General features: G+C 58.9%; 17 protein-coding genes and 1 pseudogene. 11 read left to right on the top strand and 7 right to left on the bottom strand.

Annotated features, from left to right (window positions below; all coding sequences use genetic code 11):
* Positions 1-56 precede the first annotated feature (56 nt).
* From IC37_RS08470 to IC37_RS08460, 3 genes are read left to right on the top strand one after another with little or no spacing between them, the layout of a single operon-like run.
* Positions 57-632 carry a YfiR family protein gene (locus IC37_RS08470; protein WP_030128146.1) on the top strand — a complete coding sequence of 192 codons (576 nt, stop codon included), beginning with the start codon at positions 57-59 and terminating at the stop codon, positions 630-632.
* A complete protein-coding gene (locus IC37_RS08465) occupies positions 629-1,897 on the top strand; it encodes a diguanylate cyclase domain-containing protein (protein WP_030128145.1) in 1,269 nt (422 codons plus the stop codon). The genes IC37_RS08470 and IC37_RS08465 overlap by 4 nt, the downstream gene beginning before the upstream one ends.
* Before the next feature lie 5 nt (positions 1,898-1,902).
* Positions 1,903-2,406, top strand: coding sequence for an OmpA family protein (locus tag IC37_RS08460; RefSeq protein WP_030128144.1), 504 nt, complete (start codon positions 1,903-1,905; stop codon positions 2,404-2,406).
* Here IC37_RS08460 and IC37_RS08455 read toward each other — a convergent pair.
* A complete protein-coding gene (locus tag IC37_RS08455; RefSeq protein WP_030128143.1) occupies positions 2,403-3,350 on the bottom strand; it encodes a LysR family transcriptional regulator in 948 nt (315 codons plus the stop codon). The two genes, IC37_RS08460 and IC37_RS08455, sit on opposite strands and share 4 nt — an antisense overlap.
* Before the next feature lie 162 nt (positions 3,351-3,512).
* Here IC37_RS08455 and IC37_RS08450 point away from each other — a divergent pair, with 162 nt between their 5' ends.
* Both IC37_RS08450 and mmsB read left to right on the top strand, forming a co-directional pair.
* On the top strand, positions 3,513-5,030 hold the full coding sequence (locus IC37_RS08450) for a CoA-acylating methylmalonate-semialdehyde dehydrogenase (protein WP_030128142.1): 1,518 nt from the start codon (positions 3,513-3,515) through the stop codon (positions 5,028-5,030).
* A gap of 10 nt (positions 5,031-5,040) precedes the next feature.
* On the top strand, positions 5,041-5,928 hold the full coding sequence (mmsB, locus tag IC37_RS08445) for a 3-hydroxyisobutyrate dehydrogenase (RefSeq protein ID WP_030128141.1): 888 nt from the start codon (positions 5,041-5,043) through the stop codon (positions 5,926-5,928).
* 231 nt (positions 5,929-6,159) lie between these two features.
* On the opposite strand, the gene IC37_RS08440 is transcribed toward mmsB, so the two are convergent.
* Positions 6,160-6,504, bottom strand: coding sequence for a cupin domain-containing protein (locus IC37_RS08440; RefSeq protein ID WP_030128140.1), 345 nt, complete (start codon positions 6,502-6,504; stop codon positions 6,160-6,162).
* Positions 6,505-6,705: 201 nt separating this feature from the next.
* Positions 6,706-7,850: pseudogene (locus IC37_RS08435) on the bottom strand (CE1758 family FMN-dependent luciferase-like monooxygenase).
* A 723-nt stretch (positions 7,851-8,573) separates the two neighbouring features.
* Here IC37_RS08435 and IC37_RS08430 point away from each other — a divergent pair.
* The 4 genes from IC37_RS08430 to IC37_RS08415 all read left to right on the top strand — a co-directional run bounded on the left by IC37_RS08430 (position 8,574) and on the right by IC37_RS08415 (position 14,703).
* Positions 8,574-9,677 carry an efflux RND transporter periplasmic adaptor subunit gene (locus IC37_RS08430; protein ID WP_030128139.1) on the top strand — a complete coding sequence of 368 codons (1,104 nt, stop codon included), beginning with the start codon at positions 8,574-8,576 and terminating at the stop codon, positions 9,675-9,677.
* Positions 9,674-12,751 (top strand): MexW/MexI family multidrug efflux RND transporter permease subunit, encoded by a 3,078-nt coding sequence (locus IC37_RS08425; protein WP_030128138.1) that lies wholly within the window; start codon positions 9,674-9,676, stop codon positions 12,749-12,751. Before IC37_RS08430 ends, IC37_RS08425 begins: the two co-directional genes overlap by 4 nt.
* A gap of 9 nt (positions 12,752-12,760) precedes the next feature.
* Positions 12,761-14,191, top strand: a complete 1,431-nt coding sequence (locus IC37_RS08420; protein WP_030128137.1) for an efflux transporter outer membrane subunit — start codon at positions 12,761-12,763, stop codon at positions 14,189-14,191.
* 149 nt (positions 14,192-14,340) lie between these two features.
* Positions 14,341-14,703 carry a helix-turn-helix transcriptional regulator gene (locus IC37_RS08415; RefSeq protein ID WP_030128136.1) on the top strand — a complete coding sequence of 121 codons (363 nt, stop codon included), beginning with the start codon at positions 14,341-14,343 and terminating at the stop codon, positions 14,701-14,703.
* Positions 14,704-14,820: 117 nt separating this feature from the next.
* Here IC37_RS08415 and IC37_RS08410 read toward each other — a convergent pair whose 3' ends face one another.
* Genes IC37_RS08410 through IC37_RS08400 form a run of 3 tightly spaced genes read right to left on the bottom strand, consistent with a single transcriptional unit; the run spans position 14,821 to position 16,746 of the window.
* Complete coding sequence (locus tag IC37_RS08410; RefSeq protein WP_030128135.1) at positions 14,821-15,192, bottom strand: MerR family transcriptional regulator; 372 nt, start codon at positions 15,190-15,192, stop codon at positions 14,821-14,823.
* A 48-nt stretch (positions 15,193-15,240) separates the two neighbouring features.
* On the bottom strand, positions 15,241-15,816 hold the full coding sequence (locus IC37_RS08405) for an NAD(P)H-dependent oxidoreductase (RefSeq protein ID WP_030128134.1): 576 nt from the start codon (positions 15,814-15,816) through the stop codon (positions 15,241-15,243).
* A 45-nt stretch (positions 15,817-15,861) separates the two neighbouring features.
* Positions 15,862-16,746 (bottom strand): LysR substrate-binding domain-containing protein, encoded by an 885-nt coding sequence (locus IC37_RS08400; protein WP_030128133.1) that lies wholly within the window; start codon positions 16,744-16,746, stop codon positions 15,862-15,864.
* 235 nt (positions 16,747-16,981) lie between these two features.
* Between IC37_RS08400 and IC37_RS08395 the strand changes: the two genes are divergently transcribed.
* Positions 16,982-17,746, top strand: coding sequence for a sulfite exporter TauE/SafE family protein (locus tag IC37_RS08395; protein ID WP_030128132.1), 765 nt, complete (start codon positions 16,982-16,984; stop codon positions 17,744-17,746).
* On the opposite strand, the gene IC37_RS08390 is transcribed toward IC37_RS08395, so the two are convergent.
* Complete coding sequence (locus IC37_RS08390) at positions 17,736-18,050, bottom strand: putative quinol monooxygenase (protein ID WP_030128131.1); 315 nt, start codon at positions 18,048-18,050, stop codon at positions 17,736-17,738. The genes IC37_RS08395 and IC37_RS08390 overlap by 11 nt on opposite strands.
* Positions 18,051-18,210: 160 nt before the next feature.
* Between IC37_RS08390 and IC37_RS08385 the strand changes: the two genes are divergently transcribed.
* On the top strand, positions 18,211-18,801 hold the full coding sequence (locus IC37_RS08385) for an NAD(P)H-dependent oxidoreductase (RefSeq protein ID WP_030128130.1): 591 nt from the start codon (positions 18,211-18,213) through the stop codon (positions 18,799-18,801).
* Positions 18,802-18,865 lie beyond the last annotated feature (64 nt).

Below are 18,865 nucleotides of genomic sequence, written 5' to 3'. Positions count from 1 at the left end.
TCGGTGCTGTGCTATCGTTGCGGCATCATTTCGTTGCGATCGAAGAGAATCCCTGCATGAAGGTGGCTGTATGGGCGACAGAGCGCGTTGTTGGCTGCAAGCAAGTGCTGCTTGCCGGCCTTCTCTGTTTGTTGACGGGCGTTGCCTTTGCTCAGCCGGAAATTGCCGTGAGCAAGGCCGACCAGCGCGCCAGAGCGGTCACTCAGGTGGTGCTCGGGATCCTCAGTTATGCCCGATGGCCTGTTGAACCTCAACAGCTGCGACTGTGCGTGGTTGGCCCCACCGAGTACACCGACGACCTGGTCAAAGGCACCACCCAGGCCACCGGTCGGCCTGTCACCGTGCGACGGCTATTGGCCGACAACCCGGCGATTGCCGGTGAATGCGATGCGGTGTACATCGGCAAGCTGACCAGCGACGAACGCAGTCGATTATTCGCTTCGCTGACAGGACGCCCGGTGGTGAGCATCAGCGAAGGCGGCGATCAATGCACCGTCGGCAGTCTGTTCTGCCTGCGGGTCGGCGATGAACAAGTGTCCTTCGAGGTCAACCTCGACTCGGTCGCCCGCAGCGGTGTGCGCATTCATCCCAGTGTGCTGCAACTGTCGCGCCGCAAACCGGCGGCACCATGAGTCTATTCAAATCTTGTATACGTCCGACCCTGGGATCGGTTATCGGCCGTGGACATTTGATCGTCGCCCTGGTGGGCGTGGCCATGGCCAGTGTTTCGTTGACCCTGCTGGGTGTTCTGGCCTTGCGGGTTTATGCCGATCACAACCTGCATCTGATCGCCCGTTCGATCAACTACACCGTGGAAGCCGCGGTGGTGTTCAACGATAAGGCTGCCGCCACTGAGGCGCTGGCGCTGATCGCGTCCACCGAAGAAGTGGCTGATGCACAGGTCGTGGACGAGCAAGGCGAGTTGCTAGCGCGCTGGCAACGACCGGAAACGGGATTGCTCTCCGATCTTGAAATGCAGATCGCCCGGGCGATTCTGGAAAAACCCATCAGCATGCCGATCGTCCATCAAGGTCAGGAAATCGGCAGCATTCTACTCACCGGTCACGGCGGCAGCCTGATGCGCTTCTTGCTCAGCGGTCTGATGGGGATTGTCTTGTGTACCGCCGTCAGTGCCTGGGTTGCGCTCTATCTGGCGCGTCGACAATTGCGGGGGATCACCGGCCCTTTGCGCAGCCTGGCTACTGTGGCTCACGCCGCCCGCAGCGAGCGAGCCTTTGACCAGCGAGTACCGCCCGCCGATATTGCCGAACTCGACAACCTGGGCAACGACTTCAATGCCTTGCTCGATGAGCTCGAATCCTGGCAGACCCACCTGCAAAGCGAAAACGAAACCCTGGCCCATCAAGCCAGCCATGACAGCCTGACCGGACTGCCGAATCGAGCGTTTTTCGAAGGCCGCCTGATGCGTGCCTTGCGCAATGCCAGCAAGTTGGATGAGCGAGTGGCCGTGCTGTTTCTCGACAGTGACCGGTTCAAGGAGATCAACGATAACTTTGGTCATGCTGCCGGCGATGCGGTGCTGGTCGCCGTGGCAACCCGGATTCGTGCGCAACTGCGGGAAGAGGACCTGGTCGCGCGTCTGGGCGGCGACGAGTTTGCCGTCCTGCTGACACCGCTGCACAAGACCGAAGACGCCGAGCGGATTGCCGACCAAATCATTGCCAGCATGGAAGCGCCAATCCCTTTGCCGGGCACTACCCAAGTACTGACTTCACTCAGTATCGGCATCGCCGTGTACCCGGATCATGGGCTCACACCGGGTGAACTGCTCGATGCTGCCGACGCCGCAATGTACCAGGCCAAACGCCTTTCCCGAGGCGCGCAGCAAACGGCAGGGTCGGAGCTCCCTGTCGCCTACGTTCAAACCCGGAGCTAGTTTCTGTGTTCACCCTCAATCAGCATTCTCTACGACTGTTCACGATCACCCTGTTCCTGGCCTTGCTGGCATTGACCGGTTGCCAGACGGCACCGCAAAAAGGCCTGACCCCGGCACAGGTCGCTGTGCTCAAGCAGCAAGGTTTCGAAATGACGGATGATGGCTGGGCCTATGGCCTGTCGGACAAGGTGCTGTTCAGCAGTGACGTCGAGAGCCTCAACCCTGCCAGCACCGAGATTGTCGAGCGCATTGGCAAGACGTTATTGAGTGTGGAAATCGAACGGGTGAGGGTCGACGGCCACACCGATGCTTCGGGCAAAGAGTCCTATAACGAACAGCTTTCCCTGCGTCGCGCAAAAAGCGTCGGCAAGGTGTTGGCCGCCGTCGGCATGAAAGAAGAAAACATCCAACTGCGCGGCCTGGGCAGCAACAAGCCCGTCGCCTCCAACGACACCGCGGTCGGACGCACCGAGAACCGTCGGGTATCGATCGTGGTGAGTGCGGATTAATCGGCGAACAACATCTCCCGACTTTCCCCCATTAACAGCCCTTGATTCTGCTCGGTGACACCACGGATGTAATCCCACAACAACGTGATCCGCTTGAGCTTGCGCAGGTCCTCGCGGCAGTACATCCAGAACTGCCGGGTAATGGTGATCTCTTGCGGCAACACCGGCAGTAATCGCGGGTCCTGAGCTGCCAGGAAGCACGGCAGAATCGCCAGTGACCGTCCCTGCTGAGCGGCTACGAACTGCGCGATCACACTGGTGCTGCGCAGATTGGCACTGGCACCGGGCAACACATTCGCCAGGTACAGCAGCTCCGAGCTGAACGCCAGATCGTCCACATAACTGATGAACTGATGCTTGCCCAAGTCTGCCGGGCGGCGGATCGGTGGGTGCTTGTCCAGGTAATCCTGGGTCGCATACAGCTGCAATCGGTAGTCGCAGAGTTTGCAGCAGACATACGGGCCGTGTTCCGGCCGTTCCAGCGCGATGACGATGTCTGCCTCGCGCTTGGACAGGCTGATGAAGTGCGGCAGTGGCAGGATGTCCACCGAGATCGCCGGGTAGGCGTCGACGAAATGGCTCAGCTGCGGGGTGATGAAAAAGCTGCCGAACCCTTCGGTGCAGCCCATGCGCACATGCCCGGACAACGCCACGCCGGAGCCCGAAACCTGCTCGCAGGCCATATGTAGGGTGCTTTCGATCGACTCGGCGTAACCCAGCAGCCGCTGGCCTTCGGCAGTCAGGACGAAACCGCTGGTCCGGGACTTTTCGAACAGCAACGTGCCCAACGAGGCTTCCAGCGAACTGATGCGTCGCGACACGGTGGTGTAGTCCACCGCCAGGCGCTTGGCCGCGGTGCTAGCCTTGCGAGTGCGGGCCACCTCGAGGAAAAACTTGAGGTCATCCCAGTTCAACGAGCCTAAAGACGTGATGTTTTTTTGCATGATGGACCGGCTTTTATGTGCGTTCTTATTAGAAGTTTGCACATCTATACTCCAAAAACAGTCCGACAACCAATTCGCGACACACGCCTCATCTCAAGGCGACTTTCTCGCCTTGGCTCCAAAGATAGCTCTCTTAATAAGAACAACGTCCCGGAGACCAATATGAACGCATCGTTAGAAACCACCGTGCAAAAGGTCAAATTGTTGATCGATGGCGAGTGGATCGAATCCCAGACCACCGAATGGCACGACATCGTCAACCCGGCGACCCAACAAGTGTTGGCCAAAGTTCCATTCGCGACAGCCGCCGAAGTGGATGCCGCCATTAGCGCCGCCCATCGCGCCTTCCAGACCTGGAAGCTGACGCCGATCGGCGCGCGGATGCGCATTATGCTCAAGCTTCAGGCGCTGATTCGCGAGCACTCCAAGCGTATTGCTGTGGTGCTCAGCAATGAGCAGGGCAAAACCATCGCTGACGCTGAAGGCGATATCTTCCGCGGTCTGGAAGTGGTCGAACACGCCTGCTCCATTGGTAGCCTGCAAATGGGTGAGTTCGCCGAGAACGTCGCTGGCGGTGTCGATACCTACACCCTGCGTCAGCCGATCGGCGTCTGTGCTGGTATTACCCCGTTCAACTTCCCGGCGATGATTCCGCTGTGGATGTTCCCGATGGCCATCGCCTGCGGCAACACCTTCGTGCTCAAGCCGTCCGAACAGGACCCGATGTCGACCATGCTGCTGGTGGAACTCGCCATCGAGGCCGGTATTCCGCCGGGTGTGCTCAACGTCGTTCATGGTGGCAAGGATGTGGTGGACGCTCTTTGCACCCACAAGGACATCAAGGCTGTTTCGTTCGTCGGTTCGACTGCGGTCGGCACGCACGTCTACGACCTGGCCGGCAAGCACGGCAAGCGTGTGCAATCGATGATGGGCGCCAAGAACCACGCCGTTGTGCTGCCCGATGCCAATCGCGAGCAAGCCCTCAATGCTCTGGTCGGCGCCGGTTTTGGCGCGGCTGGGCAACGTTGCATGGCCACTTCGGTGGTGGTGCTGGTGGGCGCGGCCAAGCAATGGCTGCCAGACCTGAAAGCGCTGGCGCAGAAACTCAAGGTCAATGCCGGCAGCGAGCCGGGCACTGATGTTGGCCCGGTGATTTCCAAGCGAGCCAAGGCGCGGATTCTCGATCTGATCGAGAGCGGCATCAAGGAAGGCGCCAAGCTCGAACTGGATGGTCGCGACATTACTGTTCCAGGCTACGAGAAGGGTAACTTTGTCGGCCCGACCCTGTTCTCTGGCGTCACTCCCGAGATGCAGATCTACACCCAGGAAATCTTCGGCCCGGTGCTGGTGGTGCTGGAAGTCAATACGCTCGATGAGGCCATCGCTCTGGTCAACGCCAACCCATTCGGCAACGGCACGGGTTTGTTCACCCAGAGCGGTGCAGCGGCGCGTAAATTCCAGAACGAGATCGATGTCGGCCAGGTCGGCATTAACATCCCGATTCCGGTGCCGGTGCCGTTCTTCAGCTTCACCGGTTCCCGCGGTTCGAAGCTCGGCGATCTCGGTCCTTATGGCAAGCAAGTGGTGCAGTTCTACACTCAAACCAAGACCGTCACTGCGCGCTGGTTCGACGACGACAGCGTCAACGACGGTGTGAACACCACCATCCACTTGCGTTAAGGAGCCGGACATGAAAATCGCTTTTATCGGTCTCGGCAACATGGGCGCGCCAATGGCGCGCAACCTGATCAAGGCCGGCCATTCACTGCGCCTGGTCGACCTGAACAAAGCTGTGCTGGCAGAGCTTGAGCAACTGGGCGGCAGCATCAGCGCTTCGGCACGTGAAGCGGCTCAAGATGCAGAGCTGGTGATCACCATGCTGCCAGCCGCTGTGCATGTGCGCAGTGTCTGGCTGGGCGAAGACGGCGTGCTGGCGGGGATCGCCAAAGGCGTGCCCGCAGTGGATTGCAGCACCATCGATCCGCAGACGGCGCGCGACGTTGCCGCAGCTGCCGCCAAACAAGGCGTAGCGATGGCCGATGCCCCCGTCTCCGGTGGTACCGGCGGTGCTGCGGCTGGGACGCTGACCTTCATGGTCGGCGCCACGCCTGAGCTGTTCGCGACCCTGCAACCGGTGCTGGCGCAGATGGGCCGTAACATCGTCCACTGTGGCGAAGTCGGCACCGGGCAAATCGCCAAAATCTGCAATAACCTGCTGCTGGCGATTTCCATGGTCGGCGTCAGCGAGGCCATGGCCTTGGGCGATGCGCTGGGGATCGACACGACGGTGCTGGCGGGGATCATCAACAGTTCCACCGGGCGTTGCTGGAGTTCGGAGATGTACAACCCGTGGCCGGGCATCGTCGAAACGGCGCCAGCCTCACGCGGATACACCGGCGGTTTCGGTGCCGAACTGATGCTCAAGGATCTGGGGCTGGCCACTGAGGCGGCGCGTCAGGCGCACCAACCGGTAGTGCTCGGCGCGGTGGCCCAGCAGTTGTATCAGGCGATGAGCCAGCGTGGGGAAGGTGGCAAGGACTTCTCGGCGATCATCAACAGCTATCGCAAACCCCAATAACGGGGCGTCCCGGGACTGTGGTGAGGGGGCTTTTGTGGCGAGGGAGCTTGCTCCCGTCCGGCTGCGAAGCAGTCGTAAGTCCTGAGCATGCGGTGTATCTGAAACACCGCATCAGCTTGTTGGGTTCGCTTCGCGAACCAGCGGGAGCAAGCTCCCTCACCACAAGGGATGCGCATTCCAATCAGTTTTTTTGCCGAGAGACCACGTCGGGTGGTCTCTCGGTTTTTTGCATCAGGCAAACACGAAATACTTACGCACGGTCTCAACCACTTCCCACGTGCCTTTCATGCCTGGCTCGATGACGAAAATATCACCGGCGCGCAGATGGATCGGCGCCATGCCTTCCGGGGTGATGATGCAGTAGCCTTCCTGGAAATGGCAGTATTCCCACTTCACGTATTCCACATACCACTTGCCCGGCGTGCAGATCCAGGTGCCCATGATTTTGCTGCCATCTTCGCTGGTGTACGCGTTGAGGTTGACGGTGTGCGGGTCGCCTTCGAGTTTTTCCCATTTGCAGGCGTCGAGCACGGGCAGCGGATGGGTATCGCGTAGGACGGTGATAGGTGCGGACATGTCAGCTCCAGGCTAGGGGCAGGATTGAATGACCAGCCTATCGTCGGGAAAGAACACCCGGATGTCTGGGGTCGACATCCAGTTACCTGTAAACGCTGATGGCAAGAGCCGATGCACATGGATGCACGGCAACCGCTCAAAGGCGCGGCCTGACTCCATTCAATGGCCCACAGGTCGATCGTGGGCCATTGAAAGGGCGGTTTATCGTCCGGTGACGCTGTCGTGTTGCGGAGTTTTGAAGCCCGGTCGCGGTTCAAACGACGGCGTTTGCGTCGAACGCAAACGTGCCAGGCGATTGGCGTGAGTCGGTGGCTCGGCGGCTAACGGTGAACGACGCTTGCGGGTTTCCTCGCGTAATACCGGCAGTACTTCCTTGCCGAACATGTCGAGTTGTTCCAGCACGGTTTTCAAAGGAATACCGCCATGGTCGAAGAGAAAAAGCTGTCGCTGATAGTCGCCGAAGTGCTCGCGGAACGTCAGGGTCTTGTCGATGATTTCCTGGGGGCTGCCCACGGACAACGGGGTCATCTCCATGAACTCTTCAAGGGAAGGGCCATGACCGTACACCGGGGCGTTGTCGAAGTAAGGGCGGAATTCCTGTCGCGCGTCCTGAGAGTTGCGGCGCATGAAAATATGACCACCCAGGCCGACGATGGCTTGTTCCGGCGTGCCATGCCCGTAGTGCGCAAAACGCTCACGGTAAAACTCCACCAGGGCAATGAAATGCTCGCGGGGCCAGAGGATATGGCTGGCAAAAAAACCATCGCCGTAATACGCCGCTTGTTCGGCGATTTCCGGGGTACGAATCGAGCCATGCCAGACGAAGGGCGGCAGGTCGTCCAGCGGTCTGGGAATGGAAGTGAAGTTCTTCAAAGGGGTACGAAAGCGACCACTCCAGTTGATGTCTTCTTCGCGCCAGGTCTGTGCAGCAATCGATAGTTTTCCATCGCCAGCGGCAGGCCGTCGACGATGCTTTTGCCGAACCAGGGATAGACCGGTGCGGTATTTCCCCGGCCAAGCATCAAGTCCATGCGACCTCCTGCAAGGTGTTGCAGCAACGAGTATTCCTCGGCCAGCCTCACCGGATCATTGGTGGTAATGAGGGTGGTGGACGTCGACAAAATGATGCGCTGGGTTTTTGCTGCGATGTACGCCAACAACGTGGAGGGGGAGGACGTGATGAACGGCGGATTGTGGTGCTCGCCCGTGGCGAACACATCCAGACCGATGTCTTCGGCTTTTTGCGCGATTTGTAGGGTGGCCTGAATGCGCTGAGATTCACTTGGGGTACTGGCGTTGGTCGGGTCTTGTGTGACGTCGCCAACGGTGTAGATCCCGAATTGCATAAAGCCTCCTTGCCTTGCGTGTAGGTGTGTTTGAAGCCGGTGCCTCAAGGTTAAATAAACGAGGCACTTGAAATGTACGCCTGTACACGTACAATCGCAATTCTGGATCGGCATCCAACGGACATTTCGAATAGCTGACAAGGACGGGAGCAGAGCATGGAGCCTGGGCATCGCTTTCGGAAGTGAATGCACGACGCGCTAGCTCGCGCTACCAGAAAGTTCAGAGGCCGTAACTTGTCTTTAAGTTAGGTAGTGCCTTTTCGTCTGGAGTTTTTATTAAGTAACACAGGCAATCCTGAGAAAATGAACTAATTCCTAGAATACGCTTGCCATTGTACGACTGTAGACGTACATTTTTATCGGGCTCAAAAATAATAAAGATTCGTCTGTTCTTCGTCTGCTGATCGTTAATAAATAATAGCTAGGAGCCGTTATGAAAAATCTTATGCAATGGAACAATCTTCTCACTGAGTCCAATGAATGGCTCGAGACTCCGTGCGCTGAGCCCATTGATCATCAGGCGCAGGGGACACAGCGAGCAGACGATTGTCGAGTTTTATCTGGATAAGTCCAATGCGCTCACGGCAGCGCAAACGGTTATAAATAAACTTGGCGTGTTATGAGTGATTAATCACAGGGATTAATAACGCGCTGGGTTTGTGTCGCAAATTTTATTAATTCTTGAACTTTTGCGCTCGCAGTTGAGAGTCAAGGGAGTGCCACATGCTTGCTCGAAATAAAGTTAAATCACTGGTGTTTGTTCTGCTGGTTATTGTTATTGGCAGTGCCTTCGGTTGGCGTTTCTGGTGGCCCGCCCCGGTCTCGGCCGAACAACGGATACCCAATGCCAAGGTCGGTTTGGCGCAGGTCAAGAAGCAGCCCTACACCTATTACCTGGAAGCCATCGGCAAGCTTGAGGCTCAGCGCCAGGTGCTGGTATCAGCTGAAGTCAGCGGCAAGGTCGTGGACATCGACTTCGAGTCCGGTGATCAAGTGGCGGCGGGGCAGGTTCTGCTCACGCTCAACGACGCGCCGGAGCAAGGTGAACTGGTTCGTCTGAAGGGCGAGTTCGAATCGGCCAAGGCGCAATTCGCCCGGGTGCAGGAATTGGCGAAAACCGGTGCCGAAAGTCGTCGGGCCCTCGACAGTGCCCGCGCTCAATATGACGCGGCAACAGGTGACATGGAGCGCATGCAGGCGCAAATCGCCCAGCGTCATATCCGTGCGCCGTTCGCGGGCACCCTCGGGATTCGTCAGGCGCATCTGGGTCAATACCTGGAGGCCGGTGGCGCTGTCGCGACCCTGACTGATCCCGGTGTGCTGCGGGTCAACTTTACCCTGGCCGAGCGCGATGGCTCCCGCGTACAGCTCGGCCAGACCGTGCAGGCGAAAGTCGATGCCTGGGCGGATATGAAGTTTCAGGGACAGATCGTGGCGGTCGATCCACAGATCAATCAGTCCCACACCATCAACGTCCAGGCGGTGATCACTGACACGAAAAAACTGCTGCGTCCAGGCATGTATGCCCGGGTCTCGGTCACGTTGCCACAGACTTCCGAGCTGGTAATTCCGGAAACGGCCATCACCTACAACGCCTACGGCGAAAGCGTCTTCTCCGTGTACACGGATGACTTGGGGGTGCAGAAGGTCAAGCGCGAGAGCATCAAGGTCGGTGAGCGTCGCGATGGCTGGGCGGTCGTCGACAAAGGTTTGAACGAGGGCGTGCAGGTGGTGACTTCCGGGCAGTTGAAACTCCATGACGGAGTGGCTGTGGAAGGTGTGCCGGACACGGTTGGCCTTAACCTCACCACTGGGTTGGAAAAATGAAATTCACCGACATCTTTCTCCGCCGCCCCGTGCTCGCAGTGGTGGTCAGTACGCTGATCCTGCTGTTCGGCGTGCGGGCGTTGCTGAACCTGCCGATTCGCCAATATCCGATGCTGGAAACCTCGACCATCACGGTCACCACCCAATACCCGGGCGCCTCGTCAGAGTTGATGCAGGGCTTTGTGACGCAACCGATCAGCCAGGCGGTGGCCTCGGTGGAGGGCATCGATTACCTGTCTTCGGCGTCGACCCAGGGCCGCAGCCAAGTGACGATCCGGATGGCACTCAACAGTGATTCCATCTCCGCGCTGACCGAGGTCATGGCCAAGGTCAATCAGATCAAATACCGCTTGCCCAAGGATGCCTACGACCCGGTGGTGGAACGCACCTCGGGTGGTTTTACCAGCGTGGCCTACGTGGCATTCGCCAGTTCCAACCTGACCATTGCGGAGATGTCCGATTACATTTCCCGTGTCGTCGAACCGATGTTCGCCGGCATCGAAGGCGTGGCCAAAATCAACATCATGGGCGAGCAGAAACTCTCCATGCGCCTTTGGCTGGATCCGCAACGCCTGGCGGGCTACGGAATGACCGGCCAGGACGTGTCGAAGGCGATCGAAGGCAACAACTTCCAGGCCGCCCCGGGGCAGGTCAAAGGCTTGTATGTAGTCAGCAACCTGCGGGTCAACACCGACCTGAACAGTGTTGAAGATTTCCGCGACATGGTGCTGCGCAACGACAACGGCCGCATCATCCGCGTGCGGGATGTCGGGACTGTCGAGCTCAATGCGGCCTCCACCGATACCAGTGGTTCGATGAGCGATGTGCCGGCGCTGTTCCTCGGTCTGGACGCCGCACCGACCGGTAACCCGCTGGTGATCGTCAAACGCGTACGGGAGCTGTTGCCGCAGATCCAGGAAACCCTGCCGCCGGGTGTCACGGTACAAATTCCGTTTGAAGTGGCGCACTTCATTCAATCCTCGATTGATGAAGTGTCTTACACGCTGCTGGAAGCCTTGGTGATCGTGGTCCTGGTGATTTACCTGTGCCTGGGTACGTTCCGCACCGTGCTGATTCCGTTGGTGACCATTCCGCTGTCGATGCTCGGCGCCGCGATGTTGATGCAGATGTTCGGCTTCAGTCTGAACCTGCTGACGTTGCTGGCGATGGTTCTGGCCATCGGCCTGGTGGTGGACGATGCGATCGTGGTGGTGGAGAACGTGCACCGCCACATCGAGGAAGGCAAGACTCCATTCGATGCGGCGTTGATCGGTGCCCGGGAAGTGGCTGGGCCAGTGGTCGCGATGACGTTCACCCTGGCGGCGGTGTACGCGCCTATCGGTTTGATGGGCGGGCTGACCGGCACGCTGTTCAAGGAATTTGCGCTGACCCTGGCAGGGGCCGTGGTCATCTCCGGCATCGTTGCGTTGACGTTGTCGCCGATCATGAGTACCCGTCTGCTGGATGCCAAAAGCAGCGAAGGCTTCATGGCCGTCAAGGCTGACCGCTTCTTCCAGTCTTTGGCCAGTCGCTACGGCGCGTTGCTGGGTGGCTCGCTTGCGCGGCGCTGGATCAGCCTCAGCGTGGCCCTGGTGATCTTTTTCAGCCTGCCGTTTTTGTACCGCTCGGCGCAAACCGAACTGGCGCCGCTGGAAGATCAGAACATTCTGCTGACGGCCATCAAGGCACCGCAGCATGCCAATCTCAATTACCTTGAAGCGTACGCTCACAAGCTCTACGAGACGTTCAACCAGATTCCCGAGGGCTACAGTAACTGGGTGGCCAACGGTTCCGATGGACTGTCCAACAGCGTCGGCGGGATCAACCTGGTGGACTGGGACAAGCGCGGTCGCGACGCCAACACGATCCAGCCCGACTTACAGGCGCGGGTCAACGAGATCGAAGGCACGAGCATCTTCGTGTTCCAGATGCCGCCCTTGCCGGGTTCCACCGGTGGGTTACCGGTGCAAATGGTCATCCGCAGTGATCAGGATTACCTGGCGTTGTTCAACGTGATGGATCAGCTCAAGCAGGCAGCCCAGGCCAGCGGTTTATTTGCCGTGGTCGACAGCGATCTGGACTTCAACAACCCGGTGGTGGAAATCCAGATCGATCGCGCCAAGGCCAACGCCCTGGGCATTCGCATGCAGGATATCGGTGAGACCCTCAACAGCCTGATCGGTGAGAAATACGTCAATCGGTTCTCCTTTCACGGGCGCTCCTACGACGTGATTCCGCAGTCGATTTCCTCTGACCGGCTCACCCCGGAAACCCTCAAGCTGTATTACGTGAAAGACCAGAAGGGTAATCCGGTGCCGTTATCGACACTGGCCACGCTCAGCATGAAAGTCGAGCCCAACCGTTTGACCCAGTTCAACCAGCAGAACTCCGCCACGTTCCAGGCCATTCCAGCACCGGGCGTGACCCTGGGCGATGCCGTGGGCTTCTTGCAAAAGCAATCGGAAGGGTTCCCGGCCGGCTTCAGTTTCGACTGGCAGTCCGATGCCCGGCAGTACGTGCAGGAGGGCAACAGCCTGGCGTTCACCTTCGGTCTGGCGCTGGTGATCATTTACCTGGTGCTGAGCGTGCAATACGAGAGCTTCCGCGATCCGTTCATCATTCTGATCAGCGTACCGCTGTCGATTTACGGGGCGCTGGTACCGCTGGCGCTGGGGATGACGTCGCTGAACATTTACACGCAAATCGGCCTCATTACTTTGATCGGGTTAATCAGTAAGCACGGCATTTTGATGGTCGCGTTTGCCAATGAATTGCAGCGCAAGCAGAGCATGGACCGGGTACAGGCGATTCAACATGCCGCGCAGGTTCGCCTGCGGCCGATTCTCATGACCACCGCCGCGATGGTGGTGGGGCTTGCACCCCTGTTGTTCGCCAGCGGTGCCGGTGCCAACAGCCGCTTCGGGCTGGGCCTGGTGATTGTGGTGGGCATGCTGATCGGCACGCTGTTCACGCTGTTTATCCTGCCCTCGGTTTACACCTTGCTGAGTTCGATCAAACAGCCCGCCCGCGCACCTGAAGCCACGCCGGTCAGTGCGTCGCAACCCATCATGTGAGGATGTTGTATGTATCGGATTACACGCTTCATGCTGGCGCCGCTGGCTGTTTCCATCCTGATGGCGGCAGGCTGTGTGAACTATGCCGGGATCGATCATCAGGGCACCTTGTTGTCGGTTGACGATCTGCACTCCAAAACGCTGCAAGACACACTGCCGCCCGCCAACTGGCCCCGTGCCGACTGGTGGACATCGTTGGGTGACCCGCGATTGGGCGCCTTGATCGAAGAGGCCTATGCCAGCAACCCGGACCTGCAGGAAGTGTCGGCACGGGTCGCCAAGGCCAACGCGTTCCTGGATTTGCGCGAGGCCGAGCGCTATCCCGAAGTCAATGCTTCGGCGGGCGTCACCCGTGCCCGACTGTCGCGGTACGAAGACTACAGTGGGGAGGGCCGGAACTACGTCACCGCCCGATCGCTGGCCGTCAGTTTCAACTACACCTTTGACCTGTGGGGTGGACAGCGGGCGGCCTGGGAGTCGGCACTCAACAGTGCCATGGCGGCCGAAGTCGACTTGCAATCGTCGAGGCTGATTCTGACGGTCAACGTGGTCAAGGCCTACAACCAACTGGCCTACGCCTGGCAGGTGTCGGAGCTCAATCGCCGAGACCTCGCGCGGTTGAGCAAACTGGTGGAGCTGTCGGATTCACGCTACGCCTCGGGGCTGGATAACCTGTCGCAGTTGAAGCAGGTGCAAAGCCTCAAGGCACGCTCGGAATCGACGTTGATCGGCGCGCTGGATGACATCGAAATCGCCCGGCTGCAATTGTCGGTATTGGTCGGCCAGGGCGTGGATCGCGCGCAAAGCATCGACCGTCCTTCGAGCCTGCAAGCCAGTGTGGTGGCGCTGCCCGCTCAGTTGCCGGCACAACTGGTCGGGCGTCGGCCAGATATCGTGGCGGCGCGCTGGCGGGTGGAGGCCGAGAACAAGAATATCGATGCGTTAAAGACCACGTTTTACCCCAACATCAACCTTGTGGCCTCGGCGGGAACTCACGCCTTGTCCGGGGATGCGTTGCTGACCAGCGTCAGTAAGTTCTGGAACATCGCACCGGCCGTTTCCCTGCCGATTTTCGATGCCGGGCGCTTGCGCTCCGACCTCAAGGCCGGCAATGCCGAACTGGATATTTCGATTGCTCACTACAACCAGGTGCTGACCTCGGCCCTGCATGAAGTGGCGATTTCGGTCACGCAACTGCGTTCTTTCGAACAGCAGATTGCAGTGCAACGCGATGCCTGCGCCATTGCCCAGTCGTCCTACGATCTTTCTCAGTCTCGGTACAAGGCTGGGGAAGATACGTTCCTGGATGCGTTAACCATCGAGCAACAATTGATTCAGGACGAGATGCGCCTGGCCTTCCTCAACAGCAAGCACATCGACAGTTCGATTTCGTTGATGGCGGCCTTGGGCGGCGGCTTCCGGGAGCGCGAAGTGCAGTAAAAAACGCACGGGGGATTGCAGGGTTCAAGGTGCTGTAGTGCCCGGGGTGGTTATCGCGGGGGTGTACTTTTTGTGTATAGTTTTACTGTTCTCGTATAGACGAATCCGAGTAAGGCATCTCCCGCCTATATCATCAAAGGTACCTACCAATGAACGTTGCAAATCACCCTAATCAGGACCAGATCTTATTAGAGAATGTTCTGTCCGCATTGGGTAGCCCGTTGCGTCTGACCGTATTGAAGGTGTTGGCCGATGGCCAGGAACACCCGTGCGGGCGGATTCTCAAGGGGGCGTCGAAATCGACAATGACGCATCACTGGCGGGTCCTGCGTGACAGCGGTCTGATTTGGCAACGGCCGTATGGTCGTGAAAACCTGTTGTCTTTGCGCCGCGAAGACATGGACCAGCGTTTTCCAGGGCTGCTCGATTCACTGCTCACCGCGGTCAAGTTTGATGAACAGACCGTCGAAGTGATCAGCAAGCATGAAGTGAACGAAGATCCCGGGGTTTGAGTTGAGGCTTGAGTGCTACGCCGCAAGTGAAGGCCAGCCCTTCACTGCAACCAAAGTGGTCATGAAGCTCGACTCCTTGGGCTTATTTTTGCTCAAGGAGCGTACATGAGAGAGCGTTCAAGGTCCTTCTAACGCGCAGTTTTCCCAGGCGTGATGCAGGCTGCTTTCGAACTCGACCAATTGCGCGTGTCGCTGTGTCAGCGCCGCAATCTGGTCGTTGATCTCCTGCTTCTTGTTGGTGATTGCCTGTTGCGCCTGAACCCATGACAGCGGTTGACCGTTTTGGGAGGCGAAAGCCGCTTGCAATTCCTTGAGCTTGAAGCCCAATTGCTGGGCGCATTTGATGAAGCTCAGCAGGTCGACGCTGTGTTGGTCATAGACGCGGTAGTTGCCCCTGCGCCGGGCGGGAGGCAATAGGCCGATGGCCTCATAGTGACGAATACTCTTGATCGTCGTGCCCGAGCGATGCGCGGCTTGGCCGATGTACATGAAAAGTCCTTTTTTTGCCGAGGGTAGCCAACCCCATTATCGGCAGACTCATCGGCTGGCGATAGCCTGGGCTTGCAGCAGCCAGGTTTCGCGCTGACCGGCGCTGGACCCCAGGACCGGCCCGAAGGTGAGCGTGCGCTGAGGTTGGATGCCGCAAAACGCCAGGGTGGTTTTGCGCATTTGATGCAGGCCGGGCATGCGGTAGATCCAGCGGTAATACCAGGGTGGCGTGTCCATGGTCACGAGCAGATGCGCGCTGCGGCCATGCAGCAATTTGTCGGGAAAGGCTTTGCCTTCGCGATACTTGAAGGCGAAGCCCGGAAGCAACACCCGATCAAGAAAACCCTTGAGCAAGGCCGGTACCCCGCCCCACCAGATCGGGTAGACCAGGGTCAGGTGTTCGGCCCACAGAATGTCCGCCTGAGCACGGCGCAAGTCGGCTTCCAGCGGCTGCACCTGTTGATAGCCTTCGCGCAGCACCGGGTCGAAGTTCATTTTTCCTAGAAACAACTGGCGCACCTCATGCCCGGCACGCAACGCCGATTGTGCGTAGCGTTCGGCAAGTGCGCCGCAGAAACTGTTGCTCGAGGGATGACCGAGAATCACCAGAATTCGTTTGCTCATCGTAACTGTCCCTGAAGATGAAACCTCAAGGGTAAAGTCTGCCCCTCAGGGGAGAGTCAAGGCGTTCAGCAAAGCCTGGGCATAACCGGGCAGCACGGCGAAGTCCCGTGCGCACAGCAACAGTTTGCGACGGGCCCACGGTTCTTTCAGTGCGATGCTTTTGAACGGTGCTTCAACTGAGCAGCGTTCGACCGCCGCCAAGGGCACGATCGCCAGCCCGGCACCCCGGGCGACCATGCGCATCACGCCATCGAAGCCATCGGCACGGATGCGGATCTGCATCCGTAAGCCGCTATGCAGGGCTTGCTCTTCCAGGTACACGGCCAAGGCGCTGTTGGCGTTCAGGCCGACGTAATCATGGTGCAGGGTGGCGCTGAAACTTAACGGTCCGGTGTCGGCCAAGGGGTGATCGCGGGGCAGGATCAGCACCAGTGGGTCGTCACGAAAATAGCGGGTCTGAAGGCCTTCAATATCCACGGCGTCGGACACGATGCCCAGGTCCGCCGCACCTTGACGCAAGGCGTGAGTGATGCGCGCGCTGGGCAGCTCTTGCAGGTCGATGTCGAGGTTCGGATGGTCGCGTAGAAAGTCTGCCAGTAACTCCGGCAGGTATTCGGTGATCGCTGTGGTGTTGCACAACAACCGCACCTGGCCTTTGACCCCTTTGGCGTATTCGGTCAAGTCCTGCTGCATGCGCTCGGCCTGTTGCAAAAGGACTCGGGCGTGCTGCGCCAGGGCCTTGCCGGCCGGGGTCGGGCTGACGCCGCGGCGACCTCGCTCCAGAAACTCGATGCCCAGTGAAGCCTCCATGGCGCGGATTCGCGCACTCGCCGCCGCCAGGGACAGATGACTGCGAGTGGCGCCGGCGGTGATGTTGCCGGTGTCGAGGATGTTCAGGTAGAGGCGCAGGTCGGTGAGGTCGAAGTGCATCGTTACAGCCTCGGGAGGTTTGTTGGCTGGGCGGGCCCCTTCGCGAGCAAGCCCGCTCCCACAGGGATCTTTGGCGGACACACAAATTTGTGTTCGATACATTTCAACTGTGGGAGCGGGCTTGCCCGCGAAGACGTCAGCAGCCGCAACGAAAATTCTAGCCTCTACTAAATCAAGAGGCACCCTCAGTATATGGCAGATTTTCAAGGCAACGTTCAGCGCTCACCATAGCCCCATGAATACACTCGCCGCGTTTTACCAACATCTGGGTTTGGCCCTGTCCTTATTGGTTATCGCCACCTTCCTGCTGGCCGGGATGATCAAAGGCGTAATCGGCCTCGGACTGCCAACCATTGCCATGGGCTTGCTCGGTCTGGCTATGGCACCGTCGCAGGCTGCGGCGTTGCTGATTATTCCCGCCACCCTGACCAACGTCTGGCAACTGGCGTTCGGTGGTCATTTGCGCGGGCTGTTGAACCGGTTGTGGCCGATGCTGATGGCGATTTTCATTGGTACGGGCGCTGGTACCCTGTGGATCGGCATGGCCGGTGGGCAGTGGGTCGTGCGAGGGCTGGGGGCGGCGTTGTTGATTTACGCGTTGAGCGGGTTGTTCCTGCCGACCTTGCGTGTTGGTGGTCGCACCGAGCGTTGGCTCGGTCCGCTGTGCGGTGTGCTGACGGGCATCATCACTTCGGCCACCGGGGTGTTCGTGATTCCGGCGGTGCCTTATTTGCAAGCGCTGGGCTTGAACAAGGATGAACTGGTGCAGGCGCTGGGCCTGTCGTTCACCGTGTCGACCCTTGCGTTGTCCGCCGGCCTGTTATGGCGCGGCGCCCTCGGCGGTGGCGAGTTGAGCGCGTCGCTGCTGGCGCTGATTCCGGCGGTGCTCGGCATGCTGCTGGGGCAATGGCTGCGTCAGCGGATCAGCGCCGTGTTGTTCAAGCGCGTGTTTTGTATTGGCCTCGGCCTGCTCGGCGGTCACTTGTTGATCAGCGGCTAGCGGACGATGGGCTGAGCATTTCGATCGGGCGGATATCGAAATCCCGTTCCAGATACTCCATGCGCTGATCGAGGAACTGCTTCATGTGCGGCAGGTTCGAGTGCTTATCCAGATCGGCCTGGGATTGCCAGATCTCGTAGAAGATAAACAGCGTCGGGTCCTGTGTGTCTTGCAGCATGTGGTACTCGATGCAACCGGGTTCGGCGCGACTCGGTTCGACGTAGGCACGGAAGAACGCTTCGAAGGCCTCGGCTTTTTCCGGGCGGGTCTTGGCGTGCAGGATGAAGCCTTGCAGTTCGCTCATCAGGGTCTCCTTGAGAGTCGGAATCGGCGCAAGTCTACGGCAACAATCGCCTGTCAATTCGTGCGTATTGGTCAAATGAATTTTGCCGATTGAGCGCTTAATCCACGCGAGGCTGATCGCTACTCTGTGACCATCGAATTTCAACCTTGCGAGACTTCTCATGAAAAAAGTCCTGTTGCTCAATGGCGGCAAAAAGTTTGCCCACTCCGATGGTCGCTACAACACGACGTTGCACGAAGCGGCGCTGAGCGTGCTGGATCGCGGTGGTGTGGATCTCAAAGCCACGTTTATCGATGAGGGCTATGACGTCGCGGAGGAAGTCGCCAAATTCCTCTGGGCCGATGTGATCATTTATCAGATGCCCGGCTGGTGGATGGGCGCGCCCTGGACCGTCAAGAAATACGTCGATGAAGTCTTCACCGAAGGCCACGGCAGCCTCTACGCCAGCGATGGCCGCACACGCTCCGACGCGTCGCAGAAGTACGGCAGCGGCGGTTTGCTGCACGGTAAAAAATACATGCTGTCGCTGACCTGGAACGCGCCACAGCAAGCCTTCGACGACCCGACCGACTTCTTCGAAGCCAAGGGCGTGGACGCGGTGTACTTCCCGTTCCACAAGGCCAACACCTTTCTCGGCATGACCGGTTTGCCGACCTTCCTGTGCGTCGATGTGATGAAACGCCCGAATGTCGAAGCCGATGTGGCGCGGTATGAGCGGCACTTGAGCGAGGTGTTTGGTCTTAAGGCATAACGCTCAGCTACTATCGAAAGTCTGAACCTGTGGCGAGTTGGCTTGCCCCAATGCCAGTTAGTCA

Origin of the sequence: Pseudomonas sp. QTF5, from assembly GCF_000512695.2 — a bacterium.
GTDB lineage: Bacteria > Pseudomonadota > Gammaproteobacteria > Pseudomonadales > Pseudomonadaceae > Aquipseudomonas.
Note: the sequence above shows the minus strand (reverse complement) of the source record. Positions and strands in the feature narration are given on the sequence as shown.